Origin of the sequence: Emticicia sp. C21 (genome assembly GCF_003418935.1) — a bacterium.
Classification (GTDB): domain Bacteria; phylum Bacteroidota; class Bacteroidia; order Cytophagales; family Spirosomataceae; genus Emticicia.
Genome location: NZ_QVMT01000011.1, coordinates 79606 through 106026, shown reverse-complemented (window position 1 = coordinate 106026; position 26421 = coordinate 79606). Strand labels below are relative to the sequence as shown.

The window sequence follows — 26421 nt, the reverse complement described above, 5'->3', positions numbered from 1 at the left end:
TCTAATTCAATCGTTTCAATACTTGCTGACCCACTTTAGTACCTTGTGTTTGCCCATGTTCAATCGCATCTACAAAATGAATGCCTCCGTAAAACCGCGAAATAGCGGCCTCTTCAGCAGCAGCATTGAACGAAGCAAACGAGCGGGGCGGCAGGCCGTATCGTTTTTCAACCGTATCTATATAAGCAAAATTATCACCTAAAAAATGTGTCAGAATTACGGCCGATGTAGTTGAAATCGTTGAGTGGCCACTCAGGTATTCAGGAAATGGAGGGGTCTGTAATAATGGTCGCCAGTTAGGGTCAATGTATTTTCTGATGGCCGTTTCCGGACGAACACGATTACTCCGATACTTCTCTCCCCAACAGCCTATAAAACCATCCATTAATCCTATAGCTACTGCCGTATGAATCTGCAAACTTTTAGCAAGACTCAGGTTCTTTTGTTTACACACTATGCCAACAATCCCCATCCAATGCGCACCCGGAGAAATCTTTTTTACACCTACCATCAGGTGCCCGTTATCTTGCAAAGCAAAGGGATTACAATCCCAGAAAGCAGCTATCTCTCTATGCTCTTTTGACAATTTCTCGTTATAAAGGTTTAGCATTAATTGATAAAATTCTGATTTCTTATCCGTTGAAAAAGGAATAGGTTTTATGGGATCAAACTGATTAGCAGAATCAAGTGTGAAAGACCGGACAGTATGAAAATAAGGCTCAACCGGAGGGAAATAAGCAGGTGGTGTAGGAAACCAATCACCATCTTTACCTCCAGGTGTATAGCGTGGATAATTGCTGATTTTATTGTATTTATCTGCTTTCGCATAGGCTAATATCTGCTTGCTGATGTCTTGAGCATAGGTTAATGAGTTCTCCATCACTTCCTGCGAAAAACCAAGGGTCTGACAAGAATCTATCCATTTTTCCTCATAATCTCCTAGGATTTTTCCCGATGGCTGCATTTTCTTAGCGGTTTCCATCATGGCGAGAATAGCTGCTGCATCTGGTGAAAAAGCACCAGAAACTTTAGGTTTCTTTATATCTGGGTAGCCATTCAGTTTACCTTCCATTGAAGGAATAGAATCGTTGTTTTGAGAAGCAACTTCATAGCCTGCCAGACAGGCATAAGAAAAGAATCGTGATGCTAAAGGAGGATTTGATACATCATGAATCATGATGTCGGTCATTCGGTTAATGACGTTACTTATTTCCTTGCTATCAAGTTTAGGTAATTGTTCAGTTTTGTTTGTACAACCAATTGTTATATAAGCACAAACTAATATTAGTAATGCAAATCTCATTGGGATGAATAGTATTAAGGTTTTCTTTTTTAATTACTTTTTAAAAGTGTAGGTTTTCAATGCCTGCTGATTTATACCAAAAAGTAACAAATTATTCACAGCAAGTATGCTTCTTACATCACCTTTCACATTTAATCCGGACTGCTGTTGTTTAAGGGTAGAGAATTGTCCGGTTCCATCTCCCTTTAAAACAAGGCCAAAATTAGCATCATATCTACCAAATCTCAAACGCCCCCGATTAATGTTTCCGGCCAGTATAATATCTTTTTTTCCGTCATCATCTGCATCAATTGCCGACATAGCAAATACCGGAGAAAACTGCACTTCCAAAGGCAAGCCTTTTTCTTGAAACTTACCTTTGGTATCACTTAAAAATAGAGTCGTTTTGAGTGTGTTAATGGTTAGTTTTTTAGCATTGGTTAATTCTTCACTGGTAAAAATTTCTTTTATACTTGCATCAGCATAGCTTTTATAATCAGGAAAACGGGTACGCATAATACTTAGCTGGTCAAGTAATTCATCACGCGTTACATAAGGATAACTTTTGCCTTGAATATAAAAACAGAGAATTGGATCAAGTGAACCATTATCATCAAAATCTTTATAGAATAGTTCAGCGGGTTCTTTTTCACTGGCTTTTAACTGAGAGTTCAAACCTAAATTCCCAACCAACAAATCTGCTTTGTCATCATTATTAAAATCCTCAACCAGAAGCTTATTCCATAATCCGGTATATTGTTTCTCAAAATAAGTATTAGTTACATTAGCTAATTTACCTCCATTTAAAGCAAATACCTGAATAGGCATCCAATCTCCTACTATTATGAGCTCAGCTTGTTTATCATTGTTCAAATCATACCAGGCTGCGTCAGTTACCATACCTATGTTTTTGATTTCTTCGCCAATACTATTCGTCTGGTCAACGAATCGAGCTCTCCCGCCATTACTCTGGTTAATTAGAATATAACTCTGTGGTGTTTCAGGATAACGACCTGGAATTACTCTTCCCCCTACAAATAGGTCAGGTTTACCATCCAGATTTATGTCAGTTACTCTTACGCAACTTTTGCTGACTAACATTTTCGGCAAAGCATCGGTAGCCTTAGTAAAGTTGCCTGTGCCGTCGTTAATATACAAGCGGTCTTGCAATTTTGGGTCGTCAGTCATCATGCTTCCATAGCCTCCACTTACTACATACAAATCCGGGAAAGTGTCACCATTAGCGTCGAAGAAAATGGCATCAGCATCCTCGTTTTGCTTATCAGCTTCGAAAGCGGGCTGTAGTTTAGTGGTAAAGTTACCTCCTTTTATCTGAAGATGTAATGCTCCTGCCTGTCCACTGCCTCCACCTATAAAAATATCTTCCAATCCATCACCATTTACATCGGCTTTTGTCATACAAGGGCTGCTGAAGGACAATGGATTTATTAATAATGTTTGCTGTTTAAAATCATTAATGGTATTACTTGCTGCTATATATTTGATATCTACACTGGTTTCTTTGAATAATGGTACTTCCGTTTGTGTTGTCTGATTGGATGATTTGGCATCTTTCTCTTCAATAACCAATAGTTTATCTACAGCCATATTAGTCAATATATGTTGTTTTCCACTTAGCCAGACTATTTTTAATGAATCAATGGCTGTATCATTTCCTAAACCAAAATGTAAAACAGGTGATACGCTTGACTGATAACCTCGTGTTGGCATTTGTTCAAGGTATTGCACTTTTCCGTTTTTATATAAGGATACCTTTGCCCCTATTCCTAATTTATTCAATCCCTCACCATTGAGTTTAACTCTCAGATAATGATTTTTTAGCTGTTTATCTGCATCATTCTGATAGATAAAAGCTGCTTGATTAATATTACTCACTACTAAATCCAAATCACCATCGTTATCAAGATCAGAATAGGCAGCTCCATTACTATTGGCATTATGGTTCATACCCCAACTGTTTACTACGTTTTTAAATTGCAGATTCTGACCATTCTTATACATATAGTTAGTCAGGTTTGATGAAGGGATTTTCAAGACCAGATCGAGTACATTCTGGCGTTGAATATTTGCCTGATTATTCTGAATATAATCGCTCATATATTTCAGAAAATCCATATTGGTATAATCACGCAAATAACCATTGGTTATATAAAGGTCTTTCCATCCATCGTTATCATAATCAGCAAAGAGTGCGCTCCAACTCCAATCAGTGTTAGAAATACCAGATAATTGCCCAATTTCTGAAAATTGAGGATATTTAGTTGTTGAACTGTTATTCAAAACTCCCTGATTCAATTGCAACATATTACGCATATATTGATGGCCAAAACCTACTTTTATGTTGAAATCAAACTTTTCGTAATTGTCGGGTGCCATCAATAGTTTTTGTCGCTGATTGCTTTCCGGTAACATATCAAGCGTAAAAATATCTGTCAGTGCATCGTTATTAATATCAGCGGCATCGCTACCCATTGAGAAGTGAGAAAAATGGCCTACTGCCTCACTGATTTGATTGATAAAGCCGCCTTTTTTATTATTGATATAGAGAAAATCCGGGATAGTATAATCGTTTGAAACGTACATATCTTGCCAGCCATCATTATTATAATCGGCGATAGCTATTCCTAGCCCGTACGATAGTGCAGAGCTTAATAGGCCTGCCTGTTTGGTAATATCTTTGAAGATAGGCTCTCCGTTTTTTCCTTTGTCATGTCTGAAAAAACGCATACCATTTTCGGGATCTTCTTTTTTTAAAATCTGAGCAGTTGTGGCTTCGTCTAGTACCGGTAAAGATTTAGGATTATGGTTTAGTAAAAACATATCTAAATCTCCGTCTTTGTCATAATCAAAAAAGGCTGCTTGTGTGCTGGTTGCAGGGCTGTCTAAACCGTAGTCATGGGCCTTTTCTATAAATGTGGGAATGCCACTGGCATTTTTCCCCTGATTAATAAATAATTGGTTAGTACGTTTTTCAGGCAATAAATTACCTGAATAGCAAACATAAATATCTAATAAGCCGTCTCCGTTCACATCCGCCATCGTTGTTCCGGTTTTCCAAGGGCCTTCTCGTCCTGAAACCCCTGCAGTGGTGGTTATATCTTCAAAAACCATTGAACCTTTATTGAGATAAAGGTGATTGGACTGCATATTGCTCGTGAAATAAATATCATCTAAACCATCGCTGTTTACATCCCCTAAGGCTACACCACCCCCATTGTAAAAATATTCATACATCAACACATTAGTATTCAACCCTTCATTAATGATGTTCTGAAAATCAATATGTGTTTTTTCAGGAGCTAAAAGTGTAAAAAGCTGAGGCTCATTTGATGTTTTATCGGTAGGATTTTCAGCAGATTTCTTTTCGCTTTGGCAGGCCAGTAAAAACAATAATAGGTTTAGTGCAACGAGGTTTAGGGATTTCATCGGATAGGTATTAGGCTTCAATAACAAAAATTTTGGGTAGTTGGGTACCTGTAAGGCACTCAACTACCCAATTTATTAACATACGAATTAGTATCCAGGATTCTGTACTAAATTCTTATTACGGTTCATTTCATCGCGATGGATAGGTAAGAAATACATTTTATCTAACCATGTACGGTTTTCTTTCCCCGGATCAAGATCAGTTACTTTATACTCATAATTATAATTTTCAGGATCGTATTTGTATAATGTAACCGTTTTACCTGGTTTCAATGTACCTGTTATACTAATAATGTTGGCTTTTCTTCCCAGCGTTGTTGGTGCAATCATCCAACGGCGGGCATCGTAATAACGTTGCTCTTCAAATGCCATCTCGATACGACGTTCGTTACGATAACGTTGACGAAGTGCATCGCCTGACTCTGTTAACGCAGGCATACCCGAACGGAAACGGATTTTGTTCAACCAGGTACGCGCTTCTGCGTCTTCACCCAACTCTATACAAGCTTCTGCATAGTTAAATACTGCTTCTGTAAAGCGTAAAGCAGGCCAAGGTACTTGTTGCCATGTATTTTGGTCAACTATAGCAGGACTTGGGTCAATGAATTTGCGGGTATAATAACCAGTATAGCTTCCATTCCAGTCTTCAACCGTACTCTTACGTGTATCTAAACCAAAGTAAGCTACTTTACCTGAACCACTGCTTAATTCATATTGCCCGGTTTGGATCTGGTTAGCTGGGTCTTTAGCTGCAACGTCAGCTGTACGTGGTTTCCAAGGGGCACCATCATATAAAATCGACGCATAGAAACGTGGGTCACGATTTACATAAGGCTGACTGGCATGTTGTGGATTTTGCCAGTTGAATTTGGTACCATCCATCATTTCGAAATCATCAACATAGTGTTGGATAGGTGCATTACCTGCCCAGTTGTGGTAACCATTAGGGCCGTTAAACAAGCCTTGGCGTCCGCCGTCTTCCTGCTTTGCATTAATGAAATATCGACCAAAAAGCATTTCTTTCTCACCGCCATTTCTAGAAAGCGAGATGTTCATATAATTGGCAGTACCTTCTTCTTTGGTTGCAGGAGCAGATAAATTCAATGCATGCCCATAACCTGGTAAGTCTAGTACAGCTTTGGCAGCCGCTTTAGCTTTTGTCCAACGTTCAGCACGGCTACCGCTTGCAATAGCAAGTACTTCTGGTTTGCTGAATGCCGCCATTACAGTAGATTTTGCTTTGGCAGTATTTACATCATACAAATCGCTGGCTGCATATGTTAAAATACGTGCTTTAAGTGCTAAGGCTGCTGCTTTAGAAGCTCGTCCATTAGCCATAGTTACACCATTCAACAACGTAGCAGCCTGGTCACAATCTTTTACGATAAAGTTGATACATTCCTCCATCGTATTACGTGGCGCCAGATAGTCAGCTTCACCTAAAGCATATGGACGATCAACCAATGGTACTCCACCGTAGTTACGAACCAATTGATGATAAAGATACGCACGCATAAATGTGGCTTCTCCTTTCAGGCGCTCTACTATTTTGTTAGTATTTGTAAACGAAACCTTTTCAAGATTTGCCAATGCAAGGTTACAAGCTCTGATACGGATATACATCTGGCCCCAACTTGCACTGCGATTGTTACCTGTAGTGTTAGTACCATTTCCCCAACCTATATCAGCCGGATTTGAACGTGCTTCTGTAATTGTAGTGATACCACGACCCGGGTGAGTAAAAGAGGCTTCGTCGGTTAAAGATGCCTGCATTTCTTCACTGAATCCGCCCATGTGCAAACTTGCGTAAAGTTCAGTTACGAAAGCCTCAGCCAAGGCTGCATCTGACCAAACAGCAGATTCTGATACTTGGTCAAGCGGACTGGTATTTACAAAATCATCATTACAACTTGTTACAGCAAATCCCGCTATAACAGCCGCAGTTAATATTTTCTTAAATTTATTCATTGCTGTTTAAGTTAAATTTTTTAGAATGTTGCTGTTAAACCTACATTAATGATTTTTGATTGTGGATAGTACTGACCAGTTGAGTTATCAGTTTCCGGATCATACACTTTCAGTTTATCCCATGTCAACATGTTTAGTCCATTTACATAAACTCTAAAATTATTTAAACCAATTTTTGATCCCAAGGTAGCAGGAATAGTATAACCTACTTCGAAGTTTTTCAGACGGATATAGTCTGTACTTCTTAACCAATAGGTATTACCATTTGAGTAGTATTGGTCACTACGGTTAGCAATACGTGGGTGTACGCTACTTGGGTTGTCGATTGTCCAACGGTTTTCATAAATGTCCAACAAGAAGTTACCGATGTTACCAGACTCACCTGCACTTACATATTGCTTAGCACCTGCAGCTCCTTGGAACAGGATAGCAAGGTCAAAGTTTTTGTATTGTGCACTAATATTAGCACCACCTTGGAACAGAGGTAAGTTAGTATTATCTGTACGAACCTGATCGTCAGGTGTAATCTTGCCATCACCATTGTAATCTTTGTATTTCATATCTCCCGGGCGCAATTGGTTTACGATAGATTTGTAATCAATCGGGTTTGCGTCAATTTCTGCCTGATCTTTAAATACGCCATCGTATAAATAAGCCTGATATGTATTCATTGGACGACCGGTAGTACGTTGCCACTCAGGCGCACCTGGAGCTTCGTCCCAGAACACTACTTTGTTTTTAGCATATCCACCATTTACACTCACGCTGTATTTAAAATCACCAACCTGGCTCCGATAACCAATGTTAAATTCCCAACCTTTGTTAGAAACCTCTCCGATATTTTCAGCAGGAAGTGTCAAACCAGTAGATTGAGGAACAGAGGCATTTCTGAACCACAAGATATTTGTACGTTTGTTTGAGAACACATCAAATTCGAATGACAGTTTACCATTGAATAATGATCCTTCTAAACCTAAGTTAGAGTTATTGGCAACCTCCCAGGTAATATTATTATTAGGAATACGTGTTTCAAACAAGGTTTTTGTCTCCGTGTTATTGATAATATAACTACGGAATCCATAGGTTGATAAGTACTGATAAGTAGCTGCAGTAGTTGTATTAGGTAAATACACCTGATCATTACCCATTTGTCCCCATGATCCACGAAGTTTCAAATAGCTGACCATAGGTAATGCTTTCTTGATAAAGTTTTCTTCAGAAAGTACCCATCCTAACATCACACCTGGGAAGAAACCGTAACGTGTTTCTTTAGGGAAGATATCAGAACCATCATAACGCCACAAGAACTCAGCAAGGTATTTCTCACGGAAGTTGTAAGCAGCACGACCGAAATAATTGATACGAGCTGTATTGTAAGCACCACCACCGTTGTTTTTCTCAAGGTCACCACCAGCAAATAGTTGGTCAATAGCTGTAGAGATAAAGTAGCGGCGGAAGGCGTTGAAGTTAGTACCTGCAATAGTTTCACGGTTAGTACCTGCTAATACAGTGATGCCATGGTTACCGAATGTACGTTCGTAAGTAGCAATACCTCCTAGTAATATGTTCAACTGAGTTTCGTTACCAAGTGTCAAGCGAGGTTCGGCAGGACCGCGTTTACTTGCCACAAGTGTGGGTGTACCATCAGGGTTATTAGTAGTACCTTTTTCGTATAATGTCCAAGGTGTCTCCCAACGCCTAGTTGAACGTATACGTTTGTCAATAGCAGCAGTACCTGTAAATTTAAGGCCTTCAATACCAGGGATTTTGATATCTATCTGTCCATTAGTTTGGAAGTAATCCTGTTTATCATGCTCATAACCTGTTTGATTTGTAGTAATTACCACAGGGTTTTCACCGTTTTCGATGTCAGGACCTGGTAAACCATTTGGCCAGTAAGCAGGTTGATGTGGTTTACCACGCATCTGCATACGGAAGATAGCACCAGCCGGTTTTGTAGGGAATTTTCTGAACTCCTCACGGCCTAATAAACCTACTTGAATATTGATGTATTTATTAATTTTAGCATCAAGGTTTATTCTGATGTCATATTGCTCATAAGCTGTCGCTGATTTCTTATAGAATGCATCCTGGTTCTGATAACCTAGCGAAGTCAGGTATCTGATATTTTCTGTACCACCAGTTAATTGTACATTATGACGCGACTGTGGCGACCAGTCTTTCAAGGTTGCTGCATACCAGTCTGTGTTAGGATATAACCATGGATCTGAACCATCGGCATATTTCTGAATATCAGATGGGGAGAATGGAGCTTTGCGTTGATCACCGTTTGGTCTTGTATGTACACCTGTTGATTTATAAGCCTGATTGGCAGCAGCCCACTCACTTACTGGCAACTGATAGATATCAAGGTCATTCAACATCTGAACATACTGAGAAGCATTTGCTAAGGCAGGAACAACAGTTGGTCTTGCCCAACCCTGGTTGAATGAGTATGATAACTCAGGTTTACCTGTTTTACCTCTTTTCGTAGTAATCAGGATAACCCCGTTGGCCGCACGTGAACCATAAATGGCAGCAGAAGCATCTTTCAATACAGAGATACTTTCAATATCGGCTGGGTTCAAACGAGATAAACCACCGGCACGGTTAGGTATTCCATCAATTACAATCAGGGCTTCACTATTATTCAATGTATTGGCACCACGGATACGAATAGCTGAGTTATCATAACCAGGCTCTCCACTTCTATTGACGGCAACAACACCCGGAAGACGACCTGCTAATGAGTTACTTAGGTTTACGGCTGGAGATTTTACCAACTCAGTACCTTTCACGCTTACAACCGACCCTGTTACAGTTTCTTTTTTCTGAACACCATAACCTACAACCACTACTTCACCCAACGATTTTACATCCGGTTTCATAGCTATATCAATGGTAGTACGGTTACCTACAATTACTTCTGTAGGTTCAAAACCTACGATACTGAAAACTAATACCGATTGATTATCTGGCACAGATAAGGAATAATTACCGTCGGCATCGGTAGTTGTACCTTTTGTTGTACCTTTTATCAATACACTCACACCTGGCAAACCTTCATTCTTATCAGCTTCGGTTACTTTTCCTTTTACTGTTTGCTCAATTATTTCTCCGTTTTCCATTCGCAGTTCGTCGATATGGGACATTTTCTTCAATTGAGATTTTTTACGCAGTAAAATTCTGTCTCCGATTACCTCATAAGAAATCTGAAGCGGTGCGAATAAATCATTTAGTACCTCTGCTAAGTTATTACTTATAACAATTGATACTTTCTGATTCAATCGTATAGTGTTTGAACTATACACAAACTTCACATCAGCCTGTTTTTCTATCTGGCTTAGAATTTTTTTAACTTCAAGTGATTCTATCTTTAGCGAAACATTCGTTTTAAGAACTTCCTGCCCATTCACATCGTAGGCGTAGGAAAGTCCGCTAAAGAGGGCGACCATCAAGAGTTGAGTAAACGTAATTTTCATTGCTTTGAGCAAAAAATTTTTTCTACGTACGTCTTTTTTCATACATTTAGGTTGTTTTTATACTTGTGATAGGTAAAAACTACTTCTCTCAAATACCGAATTGCCGTTCGGCTGAGAGTTTTGCAAGGCCGATGATGTTTCAACATTGTCGGCTTTTTTTGTTTCATGTTTTCATTCTGGTTTGTTATAGTTATTTTTTGGTGATTGTTATGATTTATAAGGTTTAATAGATGATTTCATTTTATTTGCAACCTTCGCCACTAATAAAGAAGCTGGTGCCTCTTTGTTCAAATCTTGCATTAACCGTTCGACAGATTAATTCAAGTTGAGTTGTCAGCGGCAGGTCGTTTAAATCGGCGGTAAAGGCGCATTGGTTTAAATCCTGATTCTCTATTATTATTTCTATGCCGTATACGTCTTTTAACTTCTGTAATACTACGGGTAATGGAGCATCTTCAAATACAAAGCTTATTTTGTCGGAAATACTCGTCAGAGCAATCGGATTTTCCACGATTCCTGGTGTTATTTTCTTTGAGCTTTTATCAAAAACTACTTTCTGATTCGGTGTCAGTATTACCCCATTTTTCTTGTCCGATAATTTCTCAGTCATTTCATAGACTGATACCCTACCTGAAGTAACTGATACCTCTATGGCTTTGGCATTATCATAAGATTTCACATTGAAACTTGTACCTAATACCTCTGTCACTAAATCTCCCGTGTGTACGATAAATGGCGCATTCGGGTTTCTTTTTACTTTAAAAAAAGCTTCACCTTTTAGATATACATTACGTGTTTCCTTGCCAAAGTGCTTGGGATAACTTATACTACTATTCTTTTTCAATTTTACTACAGTGCCGTCTTCCAGTTTTATTTCACTATCAGTACTCGAAGTGTTTTTTACTTCTATATCACTTGTGTGCTGCGCTTGAGAAACCTCTGCCACTACATCTGATTTTTTATTTTTCATCATAAGAAAAATATTAACCAACCCTATCATAAGCATAGCAGCTACGCCCCATTTAAGAATAGTAAATGCCCTACCAGCTTTTGACGGGATTTCTTCTTCATACATACCAATTGTGCTGCTGTAAATCCTGTTCCAAAGATGCTTTTTAATAGCTTCTTTTTCGTCTGAATTCAAAAGTAACTGACTGTTTTTGAGCATATTATCCTGCCATTCCCAAATCAGTTTTTCTTCTTCAGTGTCACATTCGCCTGCTAAATATTTTTCTAAGAGTTTGTCGAATTCGTGCTGGTTCATAGACCTAAGGCCGTATGTAACGGTATCTTTAATTTTTAACAAAATTAATTATCGGTATGATAAGCTTTGAGTTGTTCTTTTAATACTTTGAGAGTTTTGGTCAGGTGATATTCCACCGCCTTTTCTGAAAGATTCATTCTATCGGCAATATCCTTTACTGACTGATTTTCAAAACGACTAAGTTTAAAGATTTCACAACTTTTTTCAGGGAGCTTTTTCATCGCTTCTTCCACTGCTTTTGACAAGTCAGTAAAATGAACGGTTTCGTCTGTTGAATATGATTGCTTTATCTGGCTGAGTATCAAATATTCCTGATACTTTCTTTGTGTAATTTGCGATTTTATGTAATTGGTTGACAAATGTTTTATTGAAACGACTAAATAAGAACTTAGATGTTTAATAACACTTGACTGACGGCGATTCCAAAGACTTTCAAACAAATCGTGCACTAATTCTTCAGCCTCTTCTTTTGTTCCAATTTCATGATAGGCCACTCCAAACAATTTGTACCAATACCGATTATATATTTCTTCAAAAGCTGTTTCATTATCGCTCTTCAAGAAATCAACCAATTCTTCATCACTAAGTTTTGGGTACTTCATTATAGGTAGGTCAGTTTTCAAACGTATGAATTCTAATATGTATAGTCAATTAAGTCTCTAAAATCCCTAAATCATTTTAAATATTCTTAAAAAAATACAAACAAAAACGGTTTAGCAAATTTACGTAATATGGTATTTTTTAAATTAAAATCATCAAAACAAAAGAGGTCATTATAAGCAGATATTCTCTAGAAATCAAATACTTAGCTCCTTTTAGAACTCCAAAGAGAAAAGAATGCAAAAGTTTTTAAAATATTTTAAAAATTCTTCGGATAATCCTATTCAGTCGAAAACAAGTTTTGTTGATCTTCTGAAAAGCGCGAATTCTAATCAATAAGATTAGACTTTATCAAGACTTTTTGGGAAAGTTTGCACTATAAAATTACTAGGTGAGGTCTATACAGACTGGGTTAATTAGGTTTCACGGGTTAGTTAATACTAGTTGTAAAATTGGCAATATTATTAAATATTAAAAAGCAATTAATATTTTTTTTTAAAATATACCTGTGGTTTCTGAAAATGTTCATTTCTTTGGAGAATTAATACTTTAACTATAAAGAGTCTTATGATTGCCTCATTAACCGACGATTTATCTGCACGGAAAAAACTAAAAAAAGCCCGTATCTCTACCCTATTTATCTTTCTGGTTTGTGGTATTGGGTTAGCTACCTGGGTACCCATGGTGCCATTGGCTAAAATCCGACTTCAACTCAATGACGCGACTCTGGGTCTTATATTACTTTGTTTAGGGGCAGGAGCCATGACTATTATGCCTTTTACAGGTTTGCTTATTAATAAATTCGGTAGCCGATTAATTATGCTTATTGCAGCTCTTATAATTGCAGCTGTATTACCTCTTCTTTTATTTGCCAATACCAGCATTGCTTTAGCTATTTCTTTATATCTATTTGGGATAGGAATTGGAGCTATCGATGTATCGATGAATGCACAGGCTGTAATAGTACAGGAGCGAATAGGAAAATATATTATGTCTTCGTTTCATGGTCTTTTTAGCGTTGGTGGACTTATCGGATCATTGGGCCTAGGCTTTTTCTTAGGATTAGGCTTATCTTCTACTGTTGCTGTCTTCTCTATTTCCGGCCTATTAGTACTTATCTCTATAAGTCAATATAACAATCTACTTCCACATTCAGAAGAAAAGCAAGTCGACTCAGCGACGCTTAATATACCTAAGGGTAGGGTGTTGATTTTAGGCTTGATGTGCTTTGTAGCATTTCTGGCAGAGGGTGCTATTTTGGATTGGAGTGCTGTATTCCTCCAATTTCACAGAAACTTTACAGAATCTACCTCCGGGCTAGGTTTTGCTGCCTTCTCGGTGGCCATGTCAATTATGAGACTATCTGGTGATAAAATTATCAATCAGTTTAGCTCTCAGAAAGTAGTGCTTTATGGAGCAATCCTTGCTTCTGCTGGTATTCTTCTGGCTATTCTTATCCCTTGGGGAATTGCCACTATAATTGGTTTTATACTTGTAGGAATCGGCTGTGCGAATATTGTTCCTGTATTTTTCAGTACTGCCGGAAATCTGCCTGATATGGCGCCAAGCGCGGCCATTGCTGGCGTAACTACACTTGGCTATATCGGACAACTAGCAGGCCCTGCTCTATTGGGCTTGGTAGCCGAACTGACCTCCTTATCAGTTGCTTTAGGTTCAGTGAGTGTTTTGCTGATGATTGTTGCTTTTACCTTTAAGGAGAAATAGAGTTTTTACTCTCAACGGGTTCTTGAAACTACATTAGAAAAATATGCCGATTCTAGAAGAAGTCGGCATATATGGCAAACAATTATTTGTATGTACTAATTCATCACAACGGTAAAAGCATTCTTGCCTTTTTGTGATAAGGTCTTGTTGTTGAGTATAATGCGACGCACAGGGTGACTATCCCATTTAGTTTTAAAGCTTTTGTACTCCATACCTTCGGTTGATGGCAGGTCTGTTGAAACTGTCCAGATTTTAGCATCGTACAATACTGTTACGCTTTGCTTCTTAGGTGTGGTCAGAACAATCTTGCCTGGAGCATCTGTATTTACTTCACAAACCGTCATGAATACCTGCTCCAAAGAAGTTGGCTTCTGGGTTAAAGTATAGTCGTCTGTGATTTCTACCTGATTTTTTATTTTATTCAGTTTCACCGTACGATTCCACGTTTGGACACCTGTGGATTTATCGTAAGCCGGTGCAATATCCATATTCAAGGTAGCTTCTTTATCGTTTACTACGCTTTTCACATTGGCTCCCTCATATTGACGTCCGGCTAATTGTCCTTTGCCATTAATGATTGGCAGATTATGGTATTGCGATTGCGTAAACCATAATTCGTAACGTTTTGAAGAGAATGTACGAGCCGTATAATTACCGCGTCCTGCATCAATAATTACCGGTTCACCATTGGCATATAACAGAAAGTCTCCTACATCATTATGATTATGGCTTTCGGCATTATGACCAGCATGTGTTGCCAGATAAAATCCGTTTGAGGCACGGGTAGTAAGCACCTGTATATCATGAAACCAGGCATCAGGATATGGTTTATAAGCAGTGATAGTCTTTGGTATCTGGTTTAATGCAAGAATATTGGATAATCTGCGCATGCGATGAAAACTACCATTTGCAGTAGAGGTAGTAGGAAATTTTTTAAAAGCCCAAAGCCCAAACTGCTTAAGTGTATCATCATTTAGTGCTTGCCCGAAACGATATAGCATTATTCCATCAGGACGAAGTTTTGGATCAGCATCAGCAAAATTCACAAAGTAATCATCGGCAATATGTGTTTTATACACATAAGCCGCCAGGTTTTTCACAATTGGCTGGTCAAAGATATTGATTTTACCGTTAGAAGCACTCGATAAGGTTTCAAGGGCATCGAACACACAAGCACCTGCGGCAAACCAGTAACTAGGACCTTCGTCGCAACCACCATCATCACCCAAGCTATTCAGGTAGGCATCCATCAGCGTAGAATAAGTATATGCATTGGCAGCTCTTTTGCTTTCGTCAGACTCTAGAAATAAATCAGCTATCAGCAGGTTAGAAACTATCCAGGGGTTCCAGTTATTTACCGGATTTTTTTTACTCAACCAGCCATAACGTTCAACTTGTTTGATTGGCTCAAAAATCTTACGGTTTGTTTCTGAATAAATTCTTTTGCGGATCAATGGTGAGATTTTATCCAATTTATCACCCACGAAATAATCGGTTAATCCTAAAGCAGAGGCCGTTTCAGCACCGAATAGATCTACAGTTGGGTCTTCTACGTCAGGCAAACCACTTTTTGCTTTCTGAACGCCTAAGTGTGCAGGCACACCCCAATAGGTCTCTTCACAGATAGCCCAAACATAGTTCATAATATCTTCTGTAAAACGCCCTTTACCCTCAACAGATTCCGCCAGAACTAAATCCATCAGATTAACACGGCGACCAAATGATATTTTTGAATGCTCTTCACGATCGCCAGAGCGTACATAATTCATCAGAATTGTAGCCGACATTTGTGGCATTTCTTTCTTAGCCGTTAATTCTCCTGCCTTAATAATTGATTGAATCAAGCTATCCGGTAAAGCGGCTTTCCATTCTTCTGGTGTCTTCGGATAGGGCTTCCATTGGCTTCTAGGAATTAGACTTGATTTATAGGCATCTAAAGAATATTTTGTACCCAGAATATTTCTTTGAGTCACTTGAGCCTGGCAAATCAGGGTAAGGCTTATTAATGAATATGTGAGGAAGATTTTCATAAGTTTGAGAATTGAGTGATTGAGTGAGTAAGTGATTGAGTGATTAAAAACTATGTTACGCAATTAGTAATATAAATCACCAATTCACTCAATCACTCATTCACTAAATTTATTTCATTTCCAGTCTTTCAATGTCGGGATGGTTTGTTTAGTTTCTGTTTTTGTCCCTTCTGGAATTAATAAAATTGTCAGACTAGCTTTGCTATTGGCAGGGAGAGCCGCTTCAAAACCTATTAGTGTCGTACCCGGATTTGGTGCATCAAAATCATTTCTGCCTTCGGTTGACCACGTTTTCAGCGTAACATTGGCTGGTTCTAATACTTTTAATTGCAATTTTTTGCCCTTTTTTGTTAAAGTAGCTGAACCATTGGCATCAATACTTACTTCTGCTGGTGTTAGCATTGCCCAACGTACTGTCGTTGGGTTTTCGACAGTGACTATCTCATCTTTTACAGCCACATATTGTTGGTCTATAATAGCTACTCCCCTTTTTACTTCACTGGCTTTGCCTTTATAAACCTGACTAATATCGCTTACTGCGCTTAAAAACTTTGGTTGAGTGGTGTATTGTTGAATACCCGCCTTACCCTCTACTCTTTGAAACTCGTTATCAAAAGCCAGCGTACTATGAGCCAGATTATTGTAACGATATACCTGCCAGCGTTGAGAGTTTTGTGTCATGCCCCAGAGATTTACACCTTTCGATTCAAGAGATTCATATTCCTGCATACCGAAATCCATTGACCAACGTTCACTATTAGCATCCATTACGAACGAACCAATGTCCATATGACCATGACTTACAGAGGGTGAACCTGTCTTAAAACCAACGTAAATAGCATTAGGGTCTGTCCATGAAGTACGCATCAAGGCTACCGGATTCTTACCCTGCCCTACCCAGATTAATTGTTTAGGAGCATTGGCTTTATCGAGCGACATATCTTTTCCCCAGATCATGGCAGCTGGTAGCAAGCGGTCTTTACCCATAGATTTCTCATCATTCAGGTAGTTTTTTTCTGCATATAAAAGGCTATTATCTTTGTTGCGATTAGCAAACCAGAACATCGCAGGGCTTAGACTTGCGCCACTGCCAGCATCAGAATAATTGAAGTTTTTACCAGAAGTACCCACCATATTCTGAAAGTATCCGGCAGTTTTTAAAAATCCCTCAGTTTCAGACAAGGCAAAATCGGTATTGAATACTTTCTGAATGGCACTCAGAAACATGATATTGAAGCTTGTACCATAACCCCAGTAGCTATATCCTTCGGGATATGCCCCTTCTGGTTTATAATCACCCATGGGGATTTGAATTGACCCAATGGCTCTATCAATGATTTGCCTGGCCAAAGTTGGGTTTTCTTCATAAATAGCTAGTGCCCCGTAACTCATTCCCGCGTTACATACCTGATTCCAGTTGTTGGAGTTTTTCAACCAATAGTTGTATTTGCTGTCTAGCGAAGGTTCGATTCCTTTTTTCAGAATGGCAGCCTTAATAATATCTTTTGATGAATGTTGTAAATCAGTAAACAACCAATCATAGCCGATAGCTACTCCCATTGTCATTTCGGCCACATCTAAAAAATGGCTTGGGTTCCAATCACTGAATTGGGAAACTTTTAACAATTCCTGTTCCGCACGATTCAGATATTTTTTATCGTTGGTAATACGATAAGTGTAAGAAAGGTAAAATACTCGACGAAGGCACTCTCTTGAAGTAGCCAATAATCGACGGCCTACCTGTATGCGCTCTAAGGTTGGTTGATTAAGCAACCGGTCGCTTTCAGTAAGAATTACCTGGTGGATTTTTGCCCAGTTCTTGTCAGAGGCGATATTTTTCAGAATAGCTTTTTCTTCACCTTGCAAAAATAGAATGCGTGGATGATTTGGCATTTTTGTTTCCTCTTTCAGGTAAACCAATTGTGCCGAAGCTTTAAATACAAAGAGCAATGAAAGCAGAAAAACAAAAAATCTTTTCTCCATTGGTTTGTTTGGTTGGGGTTGAATAGATATATTTTGTTATGTGCGGCAGTTTATTAAATAAGGAATGCATTTAGTTCATCTAAGCACTACAGAATCATATTTATCAAAAGAATGGATACAATATATGAATAATTGCAAAAAGCATATTTGTCGATAGGAGACCCTATACATGGTGCCTCTACCAAATAATAAATATAAGTAAAATTTCTAAATCGAATCTTTGAAGAAAGAATAACCCCGATTGGGTCGGGATTATTCTTTCTATTGTCTTACCACTTAGGATTTTGTTTCAGATTGTTATTCAATGAAATCTCATTGATTGGTAAAGGCCATAAGTAGTCTTTCTCTGCATCAAATTTACGGAAGCTGGCAGCTTGCACAAGAATGAAATTCTCAGGCGTTAGATTTACAGTAGTACTAGTTCCATATTCTGTTTTAAAGAAATAATTTCCTAAAACAGGTTTTGGCAATTCGATCTCTGCTGTTTTCCAACGGATCAGATCCCAGTAACGGAGACTTTCCTGTGCCAGTTCTACACGACGTTCGCGACGAAGCTCTTCACGCATATCCAAACCGTTCTCTGCCACAAATACATTAGTTAGTTTGGATACTTTTGCTCTAGTACGTAATAAATTGATAGAAATTTCTAAATCTGCATCGCTGATTTGATTTTCCAGTTCATATTTAGCTTCAGCGTAGGTCAACAATACTTCAGCATAGCGAAGAACTGCGCGATCCATCAAAGAGTTTTGGGTTGTCCAGTCATCAATGTTTGAATATTTACGGAATGTAAATCCTGTTTTGTTAAATACTAATGGAGCTATATCAAATACTGGCTTTGTACCCATATATGCATCCCCTCTTTTCATAAAGGTAGCAGACATACGCTCGTCACGATTAGCAAATACATCTAATGAAACCTCAGGAGTTTTAAACAAAGGCGATTTGTTAATGGGTAAACCGTCTTTCATCAAATATGAATCTGCTAAGCTCTTGGTTGGACTCAGGTTACCGTTCTCTAAACTACCTCTGAAATATGCATGCGTACTTACACGCTCAGCCACAGAAACACCATATTGTCTTACGATAATATTTTCTCGGTTCTGACGCCCTTCGCCTTCATATTGAAATAGGCTGAAATAGTTAGAGAATAAATCGTGTTGCTTACTATCCATTACAGCTTTAGCAGCAGCTACCGCTAAAGTAAGGTGTGTGCTAGGTTCACCATATTTATGGAATTTTGAACGTGTACCTTCAAAAAGCGCTATTCTTGCTTTAAATGCTAAAGCAGCTGTGTTAGAAATACGACCATAATCAGCTGTGCCTAAAGCAGTTGGCGTTGGCAATTTACTAGCTGCAAAGTCCAGATCCTGATAAATCTGTGCATAGATTTCAGCTCTTGAAGCAGCAGGAGCAGTTAGTTCCGGAGAATTATCTTCTAATGTTTTCAGAATTAGAGGAACATCGCCATATTTTTGAACCAGTGAGAAATACGCCCAGGCTCTGAAAAAGCGTGCTTCGCCCGTATAACGGTCAATAACTGCTTGTCCGGCAGAAGCAGCTCTTGGTGCTTTTTCTATAATATTATTGGCTGCTCTGATAAGCTGGTAAGGCGTATTATAGTTTCCATCGGTAGCAGGTGCCAGACGAGAACCATCACTGATGTTATTAGATGCAAGGCCTACCGCATCATCAGACCATACGTCTTCTGTATTAAAACCCGGTAAAAAGGTATATAAGTAATTAGCTGCCGATTTCAGGTCAGCTTCCGAACGCCAGAAAGTGGCGTCACTAATGTTTGTTTCAGGTAGTCTGTTTACATCGCAAGCAGATATGCCTACCAAAACAGCCACACCTAATGCTATATGTTTTATGAATGATTTCATATATAAAATACTAGTTGGATAATTAAATTAATACCCTTGCTTAAAATGAAAGATTTAAACCAATTGATGCCGTAGCAAAGAACGGATAGTCGTTATCAACGTTATCTCGTGCTTCTGGGTCAAATAAACCTTTGAATTTACCCAAAGCTGAAATAGTGAATAAATCTTGTCCTGAGAAGAAGAATCTTGCTCTTGAAATATTAATTTTAGATGTCCATGTTGTAGGTAGTGTATAACCCACTTGTAAATTCTTTAAACGAGCATAAGCCGCATTTAATACCCATTTATCAGATGATACATAATTATGTGTAGCGCCAACATAAGGTCTTGGATATAAAGCGTTCGGATTTTCAGGTGTCCAGTAATCATTATGTACTGCCAAAGCTTGTTTCCAGGTAACCAAAAGTGGAGCTATATTTTCTGTGTTAGGACGGTAACTACGTTCTCCAACACCTTGCACAAAAGCAGAGAAATCAATATTTTTCCATTGAAAACCAAGTGTAACACCAAACAAGTAGCGAGGTTGAGTTGTACCTAATAGAACAAGGTCACCATGATTATCAATATTACCATTTCCAATAGTTAATCTACCATCACCATTTTTGTCAATATATTTTACGTCCCCGGCACCCGCACGGTTATCCTGAAAAGCCCATCCTTTTACTTCATCAGCACTTGTAAAGTAACCCGCCGTCTCGTATCCCCAGATAGTATTTAAAGGATAACCCTCAATTAATCCATTCGTTCCGGCACCAATCACTCTACGACCTGAGAAATTGATTAGCTTGTTCTGGTTGTCAGATAAATTAGCAGCGATGTTATACGAGAAATTACTACCAATATTACCACGATAACGTGCTTCTAACTCCCATCCCCACGATTTCAACTCACCGTTATTTTTACGAGGTGTACCAATACCAATTGTAGCAGGTAATTGTTGCGGAGTCAACATATTACGGTTATATTTTACGTAATAATCGGCTGTAACTTGTAATTTATTCTGGAAGAAACCCAAGTCAGCACCAATGTTCGAAGTCTCAATAGTTTCCCAAGATAATTGTGCTGATGGAATGGAACTTTGGAAAATGTATGAGGTACGAGAATCGCCTAATACAAGGTTATTGTTACGGCTTAATTGATTTAAGTAATCATAATAACCTAATGTATTACCCAAAGCACCTCCTAGACGGCCCCAGGAAGCTCTTAGCTTTAATTCAGAGATAAATTTCAATGAATTTGAGAACCATGATTCACGGTGGATATTCCAACCTGCTGAAGCTGATGGAAATACCTTTACACGATATCCAGGTGCTAATCTAGAGCTTTCATCAGAACGTAACGTTCCTTCGATCAGATATCTATCTGCATAACTATAATTTGCTCTACCAAATACTGACTGGTAAGCATAGGCATAAATATTCTGGCTATTGCTCTTGGTTTTATCATCACCTAAGTTCAATGTTGGTAAATCGTTGCTTACAAGGTTAGATGCTGCAGTTGTGGAAGCAGAATAACGAAAGTCTTCCCATTGATACCCTCCAAATAAACCAATCGAGTGTTTTCCGAATTGTCTGTCGTAGTTAGCCAAAAACTGTAAGTTATAATTGGTTGTTAACTCATTACCTATAGAATAAGAATTAACTTGGTTTAAATAGCTAAGGATTCTTGACTTACCCCAAAGCGGTACAGTACGAAAGAAAGTTTCCCTATCTCCACGCCGATACTGGGTACCTAAAACAGCTCTTAAGTTTAAGCCTTTCACAATATCAGCCGCTTTTAAAGTGAAAACACCGTCAAAGTAATTGCGTTTGTATTCATTGTATCCACCAGACTCTAATGAAGCATATGCTGTGGCAGCTGAACCCGCACCATTGTATCGTCCTTCAGGTGTAAAGAATGGTGTACGTGTACGTAAACGATAAATCTGATAAATCAAACCTTGTCCGTTCAATCCGGCAGAAGATGCCTCTTGTTTATCGTTTGTATAAGATAGACGAGAGTCAATAGAGAAAATCTTGTTTAATTGTGCACCCAGATTTAAGCGAAGATTATAGCGATTATAGCTATCAGGGCCTACTTTAAAAATCCCATTTTTGCCATAATAGCCACCAGAAAGTAAGAAATTCAATTTTTCAGTGCCACCTCTTACAGTCAGGTTGTGCGTACGCATGGATGAGTACTTTCTTAAAAGCTGATCAGCCAATGGTACCTGGTTGTAGAATAAATAAGTACTAGTATCTGTAGGGTTTATTACATATGGAATACCATCCTTAATACGTTGAATATCTTCTGCTGAATACTCGGGGCCACTACCAGAATTGGCACGAGCTAAATTAGCAAATTCAGCTTCCTGTAATAAGGTCATTCTATCTGGCACGTTGATAGACCAGTCTGTACCTTGTTGGGCTAAATAATCGAAAGTAACCTTTCCTGCTTTTCCTTTTTTCGTTGTAACCAAAATAACCCCGCCAGCTGCTTGTGCACCATAAATGGCAGCCGCCGCAGCATCTTTCAATACGCTGATGCTTTCTACATCATTAGGGTTCATGGTTTGCAATGTATTGCTTGGTACAGCAACCCCATCTAATACTACTAATGGACTTACAGAACCATTCGCAGTTGTGGCACCACGAATCTGAATACCAATATCTTCGCTACCAGGTTGACCACTCGTACGGGTAATAATCAAACCGGGGCTCATCCCCTGCATAGCCGTTGCCAGGTTACTCGCAGGGCGGTTTTCGATAGCTGCTGCATCAATGCTTGATACTGCACCTGTCATATTCGCTTTTTTCTGCGTACCATATCCTACTACCACCACTTCCTCCAACGATTGCATGTCAGAGCCCAACACTACATTAATGGTTGTTTGTGTTCCAACTGCAATTTCTTGTTTCTCATAGCCTAAAAAACTATAAACTAATACCGATTTATCGTTAGGCACTGTAATTGAATAATTACCTTGTGCATCGGTTGTTACACCACGGGTTGTACCTTTAATGGTAACACTCACACCCGGCAATCCCTCTCCACCGTCTTTATCAGTTACCTTACCTTTAATAGGTTGGTCAACTACTGCCGTTGCAGTAGTTTCTTTTTCCGGTACAGCAGCAGGTTCAATATCCTCCAAAAGCGCTTGTTTATCTTCCGAATTGAGAATAATCTGGCCGCCAATCACACGGTAGTTGACCTGCATTGGTTTTAATAAAGACTCTAATACATCTGATAGTTTTCGTTCAGATACTGTATAATTCACTTTACGGTTGGCATGAATGGCTTTTGAGCTATAAACAAATTTCACATCAGTCTGCTCTTCAATCATACCCAACACCATGCGAAGACTTTGATTTTCGGCTTTAAACGAGACGGACTTATTCAAGAACTCCTGCGCTCTTGAGTCATAAGCATACGAAACAGAAGCGAAAATCATTGCCAATACAAGCTGAACAGCAGAAATTTTCATAGCAAGTAGCAAGATTTTACTTGTTTGTAATCTTTTTTTCATACATTTGAACAATTTTGTTAGAGGTAAGAATTTGACAAAAGAAGCCCTGATTTTCACGAGCAGCGAAAACCTCTTTAGGGCATTTTAGGGCTGACAATGCTGGTACCATTGTCAGCTTTTTTCATTATACAATAGATTGAATTTATTTTTTAATCATACACACTCAATTGGGTTAGCGTTAAATAGACTTGGCGTTTGTTTTATATATTGCTAAGGTTGAATAGCTAATCTTGTTAAATAAGGAGTATGCCTGCCTGTAGTGCCCGATAAGCAGCAAACATTTAAACATACTCCCGGAATTAAATAGATGGTAGTTTATTAAGGTTGAATAGATACTTTTTCCGTAATCGACTAATTCTTACTCACATCCTTTTCCACTTATTAAAATCGTCGTTCCTTTTACTTCATATTTGCCGTTAATAGTTGCACATATTATGTCTAACTTAGTATATAGTGGTTGTTGAGTAATATCGGCAGTGAGCGGACAAGCACCCAGCTTATCGTTTTCAAGTTCAATATCAATCCCATATACTTTTTCTAATTTGTTTAGTACCTCTCCTATAGGTGCATCATCAAACTCAAAGGTTTCAGGTTTGTTAGTGATAGTCCGGATCTGTGGCAATGGTTTTTCCACCAATCCGGTGATGAAGTGTTTTTCAGCAGTAAAAAAAGTAACTTTATGATTGGGTGTAAGTACCACCCCAGGATTCACATTATTTACTTTTTCTTTTTCATAGACAGATACCTTACCTGTCAGTACTTCTACTTCTACTTTTTTGGTAGCATCAACAGTGCGTACATAGAAACTGGTACCTAAAACTTTGGTAACCAATTTATCTGTAATGACATAAAACGGCCTTTCTGGATTTTTACTTACTTCAAATAGTGCTTCGCCTTTGAGTTGCACCTCTCTTTTATTCGCAGCAAAATGATTAGGATAATGAAGTTGGCTGTGTGGACTTAGTGTTACGAAGCTTCCATCTTCTAAATCTATTCGGATAGGTTTAGCTGACGTATTGTCCATGGAAGTAAATTCATTTTTTGATTGTTGTTGTGCGGATACAATAGCAGATTGGCTGTTTTGTTTATTGAGATACCACCATGTACCTACTCCTAAAAGCAGGGTTATGGATGCCGCAATTCCTACACGATACGAGCGCCAGATGCTTAAACCTTTTGAAGTGTCCGGAGAAGCGTCAGCAGGTTCAAATGATTCTTCTTCGATTTTTCGCCATAATTTATATTGTAATGCTTCCCATTCTTTTTCGGAATAGTTTTGTCTCGGCTCTTCGTCAATCAGTTCATACCACTGCTCAACCAAGGCCTTTTCTGACTCACTACATTTTCCTTCTAAATATTTCTGGAGAAGTTTACCAAACGCTTTACGGCTTTTCATCAGATAGTGTCTCGTTTCTGTCTTTATTAACTATGTCTAACATTGCCCCAAAAAACCGCAAATAGTTTTGTAAATTCTTTGAATAATACCTTAAAAAGTAGCTTTTTATAAAAAGTTCTTTGAAAAATGCAAACATTTTTGGAGCAAGGAAAAAGAAGAATGGAAGAAGTTTTTAAACCGAAAATTGTAAAATGAAGGATGTAAAACTGAAAAAGGAACTATGTAAAACAGAAAATAAATTAGGTTCTTAAGGAATGTAAAATGAAACAATGCTAATAAAGGAAGTTATGAATTTTGTAACCTTAGCTTATTGGTAACCTTGCGCCTATGTTTAGTATTTTGTAAAGGAGCTAAGTCCTTTCCGGTAATGTTTCGCAATTCTATAGTTTTTGTCTACACCTTTTTCGGTTTTACGTTCTTCATTTTACATTTTTCTGTTAAAGCATTCTTCTTACTTTCTCTAAAAAAATATTAATTCATAAACATAAGCAGCCCCCAGGTAAGGAACTCTTTAAGGTGTTCACGCATGAAGCGGAGAGATTGAGAGATGTGATACTCAACAGTACGTTCTGGAATATTGAGAATTTCAACTATTTCTTTAGTGCTTTTGCCTTCGAGTCGATTGAGGCGGAAAATATGTTGTGTTTTTTCAGGCAATTGCTCAATAGCCTGTTCGATTGATTGAGTCAAATCGTCATAAGCAATTTTTTCTTCCAGACTATTCTCTTCTTCGTCGCTTTCAGTTGAAGCATAAGCAACGAATTTTTCTTCCATTACCTGCTTCTTGATATAAGTAATAATCTGGTATTTGAGTGCAGTAAAAAGATATGGCTCTAAAGTCTGGATTTTCTGAGTAGCGCGCTTTTCCCAAATGGTAACAAAAAGATCTTGTACCAACTCTTCCACCTCTTCCTTCGCATAGATTTTCCGCTGAGCTTTCTGAAATAATTTACGCCAATACCGACGATAAATTTCTCCAAAAGCTTCCTTATCTCCCAAACTCATCAGTTTGACCAATATGTCATCACCTAAACTTGTGTACTCCACCTATCCAAGTCTTTTTTTAAAGCACAAATATAGCTTTTTTAAAGAAAAACAGGACAGAAAACAGGTGTTTTTATGGTGTTTTAACTCTTTTGTATCAGTTTAGGTCAAAATTTGCATAGTTAACCGTTTTAGCCGAATAGTGTCCTAAATCCTGTCAATTTGACACTTTAAACCACTCTGAGTACATCACATAATTATTAGCTGTACGCATAAATACCTCTTCTAATTCAGGTGTAACTGATTTAAGGAATTTAGCAGGATTTCCAGCATAAATAGAGTTGGGAGGAACGACTGTATTCTGTGTAATAATAGCACCTGCGGCAATGATTGAACCTGTGCCAATTACAGCGCCATCCATAATAATTGCACCCATACCTACCAGTACTTTGTCTTCGATAGTACAGCCATGCACGATGGCATTATGAGCAATACTTACGTTGTTGCCGATGGTAGTTTTAGTCTTCTGATAAGTACAATGGATCACCGCTCCGTCCTGAATATTTACTCTATCTCCCATAATAATCGAGTTCACATCGCCACGAACTACGGCATTAAACCAGATTGTACAATCTTTACCCATAATTACATCGCCTACAATGGTTGAATTAGGTGCAAACCAACAATTATCGCCCCATGTCGGGCTGATTCCTTTAACAGGTAATAAAAGAGCCATTTGAAATGATAATAATGTGGATAAATGAATTTGCACAAAAGTACGAAGAGTTGTGACAATTTATTGAGCGATTGTGTGAATTAGTGAATGAGTGATTAGTTAATATTAATGAAATCAACCAATCAATTGACAC

Annotated in this window: 14 protein-coding genes; 1 reads left to right on the top strand and 13 read right to left on the bottom strand. The window is 38.3% G+C overall.

Annotated elements, in window-relative coordinates; translation table 11 throughout:
• Position 1 precedes the first annotated feature (1 nt).
• The 6 genes from D0T08_RS21350 to D0T08_RS21325 form a co-directional block, all read right to left on the bottom strand.
• Positions 2-1303, bottom strand: a complete 1302-nt coding sequence (locus D0T08_RS21350) for a vanadium-dependent haloperoxidase (RefSeq protein ID WP_116984719.1) — start codon at positions 1301-1303, stop codon at positions 2-4.
• 33 nt (positions 1304-1336) lie between these two features.
• Positions 1337-4729: a VCBS repeat-containing protein gene (locus tag D0T08_RS21345; protein ID WP_116984718.1), complete on the bottom strand. Its 3393-nt coding sequence runs from the start codon at positions 4727-4729 to the stop codon at positions 1337-1339.
• 87 nt (positions 4730-4816) lie between these two features.
• Positions 4817-6697: a RagB/SusD family nutrient uptake outer membrane protein gene (locus D0T08_RS21340; RefSeq protein WP_116984717.1), complete on the bottom strand. Its 1881-nt coding sequence runs from the start codon at positions 6695-6697 to the stop codon at positions 4817-4819.
• A 20-nt stretch (positions 6698-6717) separates the two neighbouring features.
• On the bottom strand, positions 6718-10221 hold the full coding sequence (locus D0T08_RS21335) for a TonB-dependent receptor (protein ID WP_116984716.1): 3504 nt from the start codon (positions 10219-10221) through the stop codon (positions 6718-6720).
• A 199-nt stretch (positions 10222-10420) separates the two neighbouring features.
• Positions 10421-11443 (bottom strand): FecR family protein, encoded by a 1023-nt coding sequence (locus D0T08_RS21330; protein ID WP_116984715.1) that lies wholly within the window; start codon positions 11441-11443, stop codon positions 10421-10423.
• 44 nt (positions 11444-11487) lie between these two features.
• Entirely contained in the window at positions 11488-12045 is a 558-nt protein-coding gene (locus tag D0T08_RS21325) for an RNA polymerase sigma factor (protein ID WP_116984714.1), read from the bottom strand.
• Positions 12046-12610: 565 nt separating this feature from the next.
• Here D0T08_RS21325 and D0T08_RS21320 point away from each other — a divergent pair.
• Positions 12611-13768 carry an MFS transporter gene (locus D0T08_RS21320; protein WP_116984713.1) on the top strand — a complete coding sequence of 386 codons (1158 nt, stop codon included), beginning with the start codon at positions 12611-12613 and terminating at the stop codon, positions 13766-13768.
• A gap of 95 nt (positions 13769-13863) precedes the next feature.
• Here D0T08_RS21320 and D0T08_RS21315 read toward each other — a convergent pair whose 3' ends face one another.
• From D0T08_RS21315 to D0T08_RS21285, 7 genes are all read right to left on the bottom strand, one after another.
• Complete coding sequence (locus D0T08_RS21315) at positions 13864-15798, bottom strand: heparinase II/III family protein (protein WP_116984712.1); 1935 nt, start codon at positions 15796-15798, stop codon at positions 13864-13866.
• 114 nt (positions 15799-15912) lie between these two features.
• Positions 15913-17781, bottom strand: a complete 1869-nt coding sequence (locus D0T08_RS21310) for a heparinase II/III family protein (RefSeq protein ID WP_116984711.1) — start codon at positions 17779-17781, stop codon at positions 15913-15915.
• 269 nt (positions 17782-18050) lie between these two features.
• Entirely contained in the window at positions 18051-19667 is a 1617-nt protein-coding gene (locus D0T08_RS21305) for a RagB/SusD family nutrient uptake outer membrane protein (protein WP_116984710.1), read from the bottom strand.
• Positions 19668-19707: 40 nt separating this feature from the next.
• On the bottom strand, positions 19708-23172 hold the full coding sequence (locus D0T08_RS21300) for a SusC/RagA family TonB-linked outer membrane protein (protein WP_229239020.1): 3465 nt from the start codon (positions 23170-23172) through the stop codon (positions 19708-19710).
• A gap of 358 nt (positions 23173-23530) precedes the next feature.
• The gene (locus tag D0T08_RS21295) at positions 23531-24568 is read right to left on the bottom strand and encodes a FecR family protein (RefSeq protein WP_116984709.1); all 1038 of its coding nucleotides are present in this window, start codon (positions 24566-24568) and stop codon (positions 23531-23533) included.
• A gap of 471 nt (positions 24569-25039) precedes the next feature.
• Positions 25040-25615: an RNA polymerase sigma-70 factor gene (locus D0T08_RS21290; RefSeq protein WP_116984708.1), complete on the bottom strand. Its 576-nt coding sequence runs from the start codon at positions 25613-25615 to the stop codon at positions 25040-25042.
• Between the two features lie 154 nt (positions 25616-25769).
• A complete protein-coding gene (locus D0T08_RS21285; RefSeq protein ID WP_116984707.1) occupies positions 25770-26288 on the bottom strand; it encodes a gamma carbonic anhydrase family protein in 519 nt (172 codons plus the stop codon).
• Positions 26289-26421: the final 133 nt, after the last annotated feature.

What these genes read in the sequence shown, in the direction of transcription:
- D0T08_RS21320 (WP_116984713.1), top strand. Translation starts at nt 12,611, where the DNA reads ATGATTGCCTCATTAACCGACGATTTATCTGCACGGAAAAAACTAAAA.
- D0T08_RS21300 (WP_229239020.1), bottom strand. Translation starts at nt 23,172, where the DNA reads ATGAAAAAAAGATTACAAACAAGTAAAATCTTGCTACTTGCTATGAAA.
- D0T08_RS21345 (WP_116984718.1), bottom strand. Translation starts at nt 4,729, where the DNA reads ATGAAATCCCTAAACCTCGTTGCACTAAACCTATTATTGTTTTTACTG.
- D0T08_RS21340 (WP_116984717.1), bottom strand. Translation starts at nt 6,697, where the DNA reads ATGAATAAATTTAAGAAAATATTAACTGCGGCTGTTATAGCGGGATTT.
- D0T08_RS21330 (WP_116984715.1), bottom strand. Translation starts at nt 11,443, where the DNA reads ATGAACCAGCACGAATTCGACAAACTCTTAGAAAAATATTTAGCAGGC.
- D0T08_RS21325 (WP_116984714.1), bottom strand. Translation starts at nt 12,045, where the DNA reads ATGAAGTACCCAAAACTTAGTGATGAAGAATTGGTTGATTTCTTGAAG.
- D0T08_RS21350 (WP_116984719.1), bottom strand. Translation starts at nt 1,303, where the DNA reads ATGAGATTTGCATTACTAATATTAGTTTGTGCTTATATAACAATTGGT.
- D0T08_RS21295 (WP_116984709.1), bottom strand. Translation starts at nt 24,568, where the DNA reads ATGAAAAGCCGTAAAGCGTTTGGTAAACTTCTCCAGAAATATTTAGAA.
- D0T08_RS21285 (WP_116984707.1), bottom strand. Translation starts at nt 26,288, where the DNA reads ATGGCTCTTTTATTACCTGTTAAAGGAATCAGCCCGACATGGGGCGAT.
- D0T08_RS21335 (WP_116984716.1), bottom strand. Translation starts at nt 10,221, where the DNA reads ATGAAAAAAGACGTACGTAGAAAAAATTTTTTGCTCAAAGCAATGAAA.
- D0T08_RS21305 (WP_116984710.1), bottom strand. Translation starts at nt 19,667, where the DNA reads ATGAAATCATTCATAAAACATATAGCATTAGGTGTGGCTGTTTTGGTA.
- D0T08_RS21315 (WP_116984712.1), bottom strand. Translation starts at nt 15,798, where the DNA reads ATGAAAATCTTCCTCACATATTCATTAATAAGCCTTACCCTGATTTGC.
- D0T08_RS21310 (WP_116984711.1), bottom strand. Translation starts at nt 17,781, where the DNA reads ATGGAGAAAAGATTTTTTGTTTTTCTGCTTTCATTGCTCTTTGTATTT.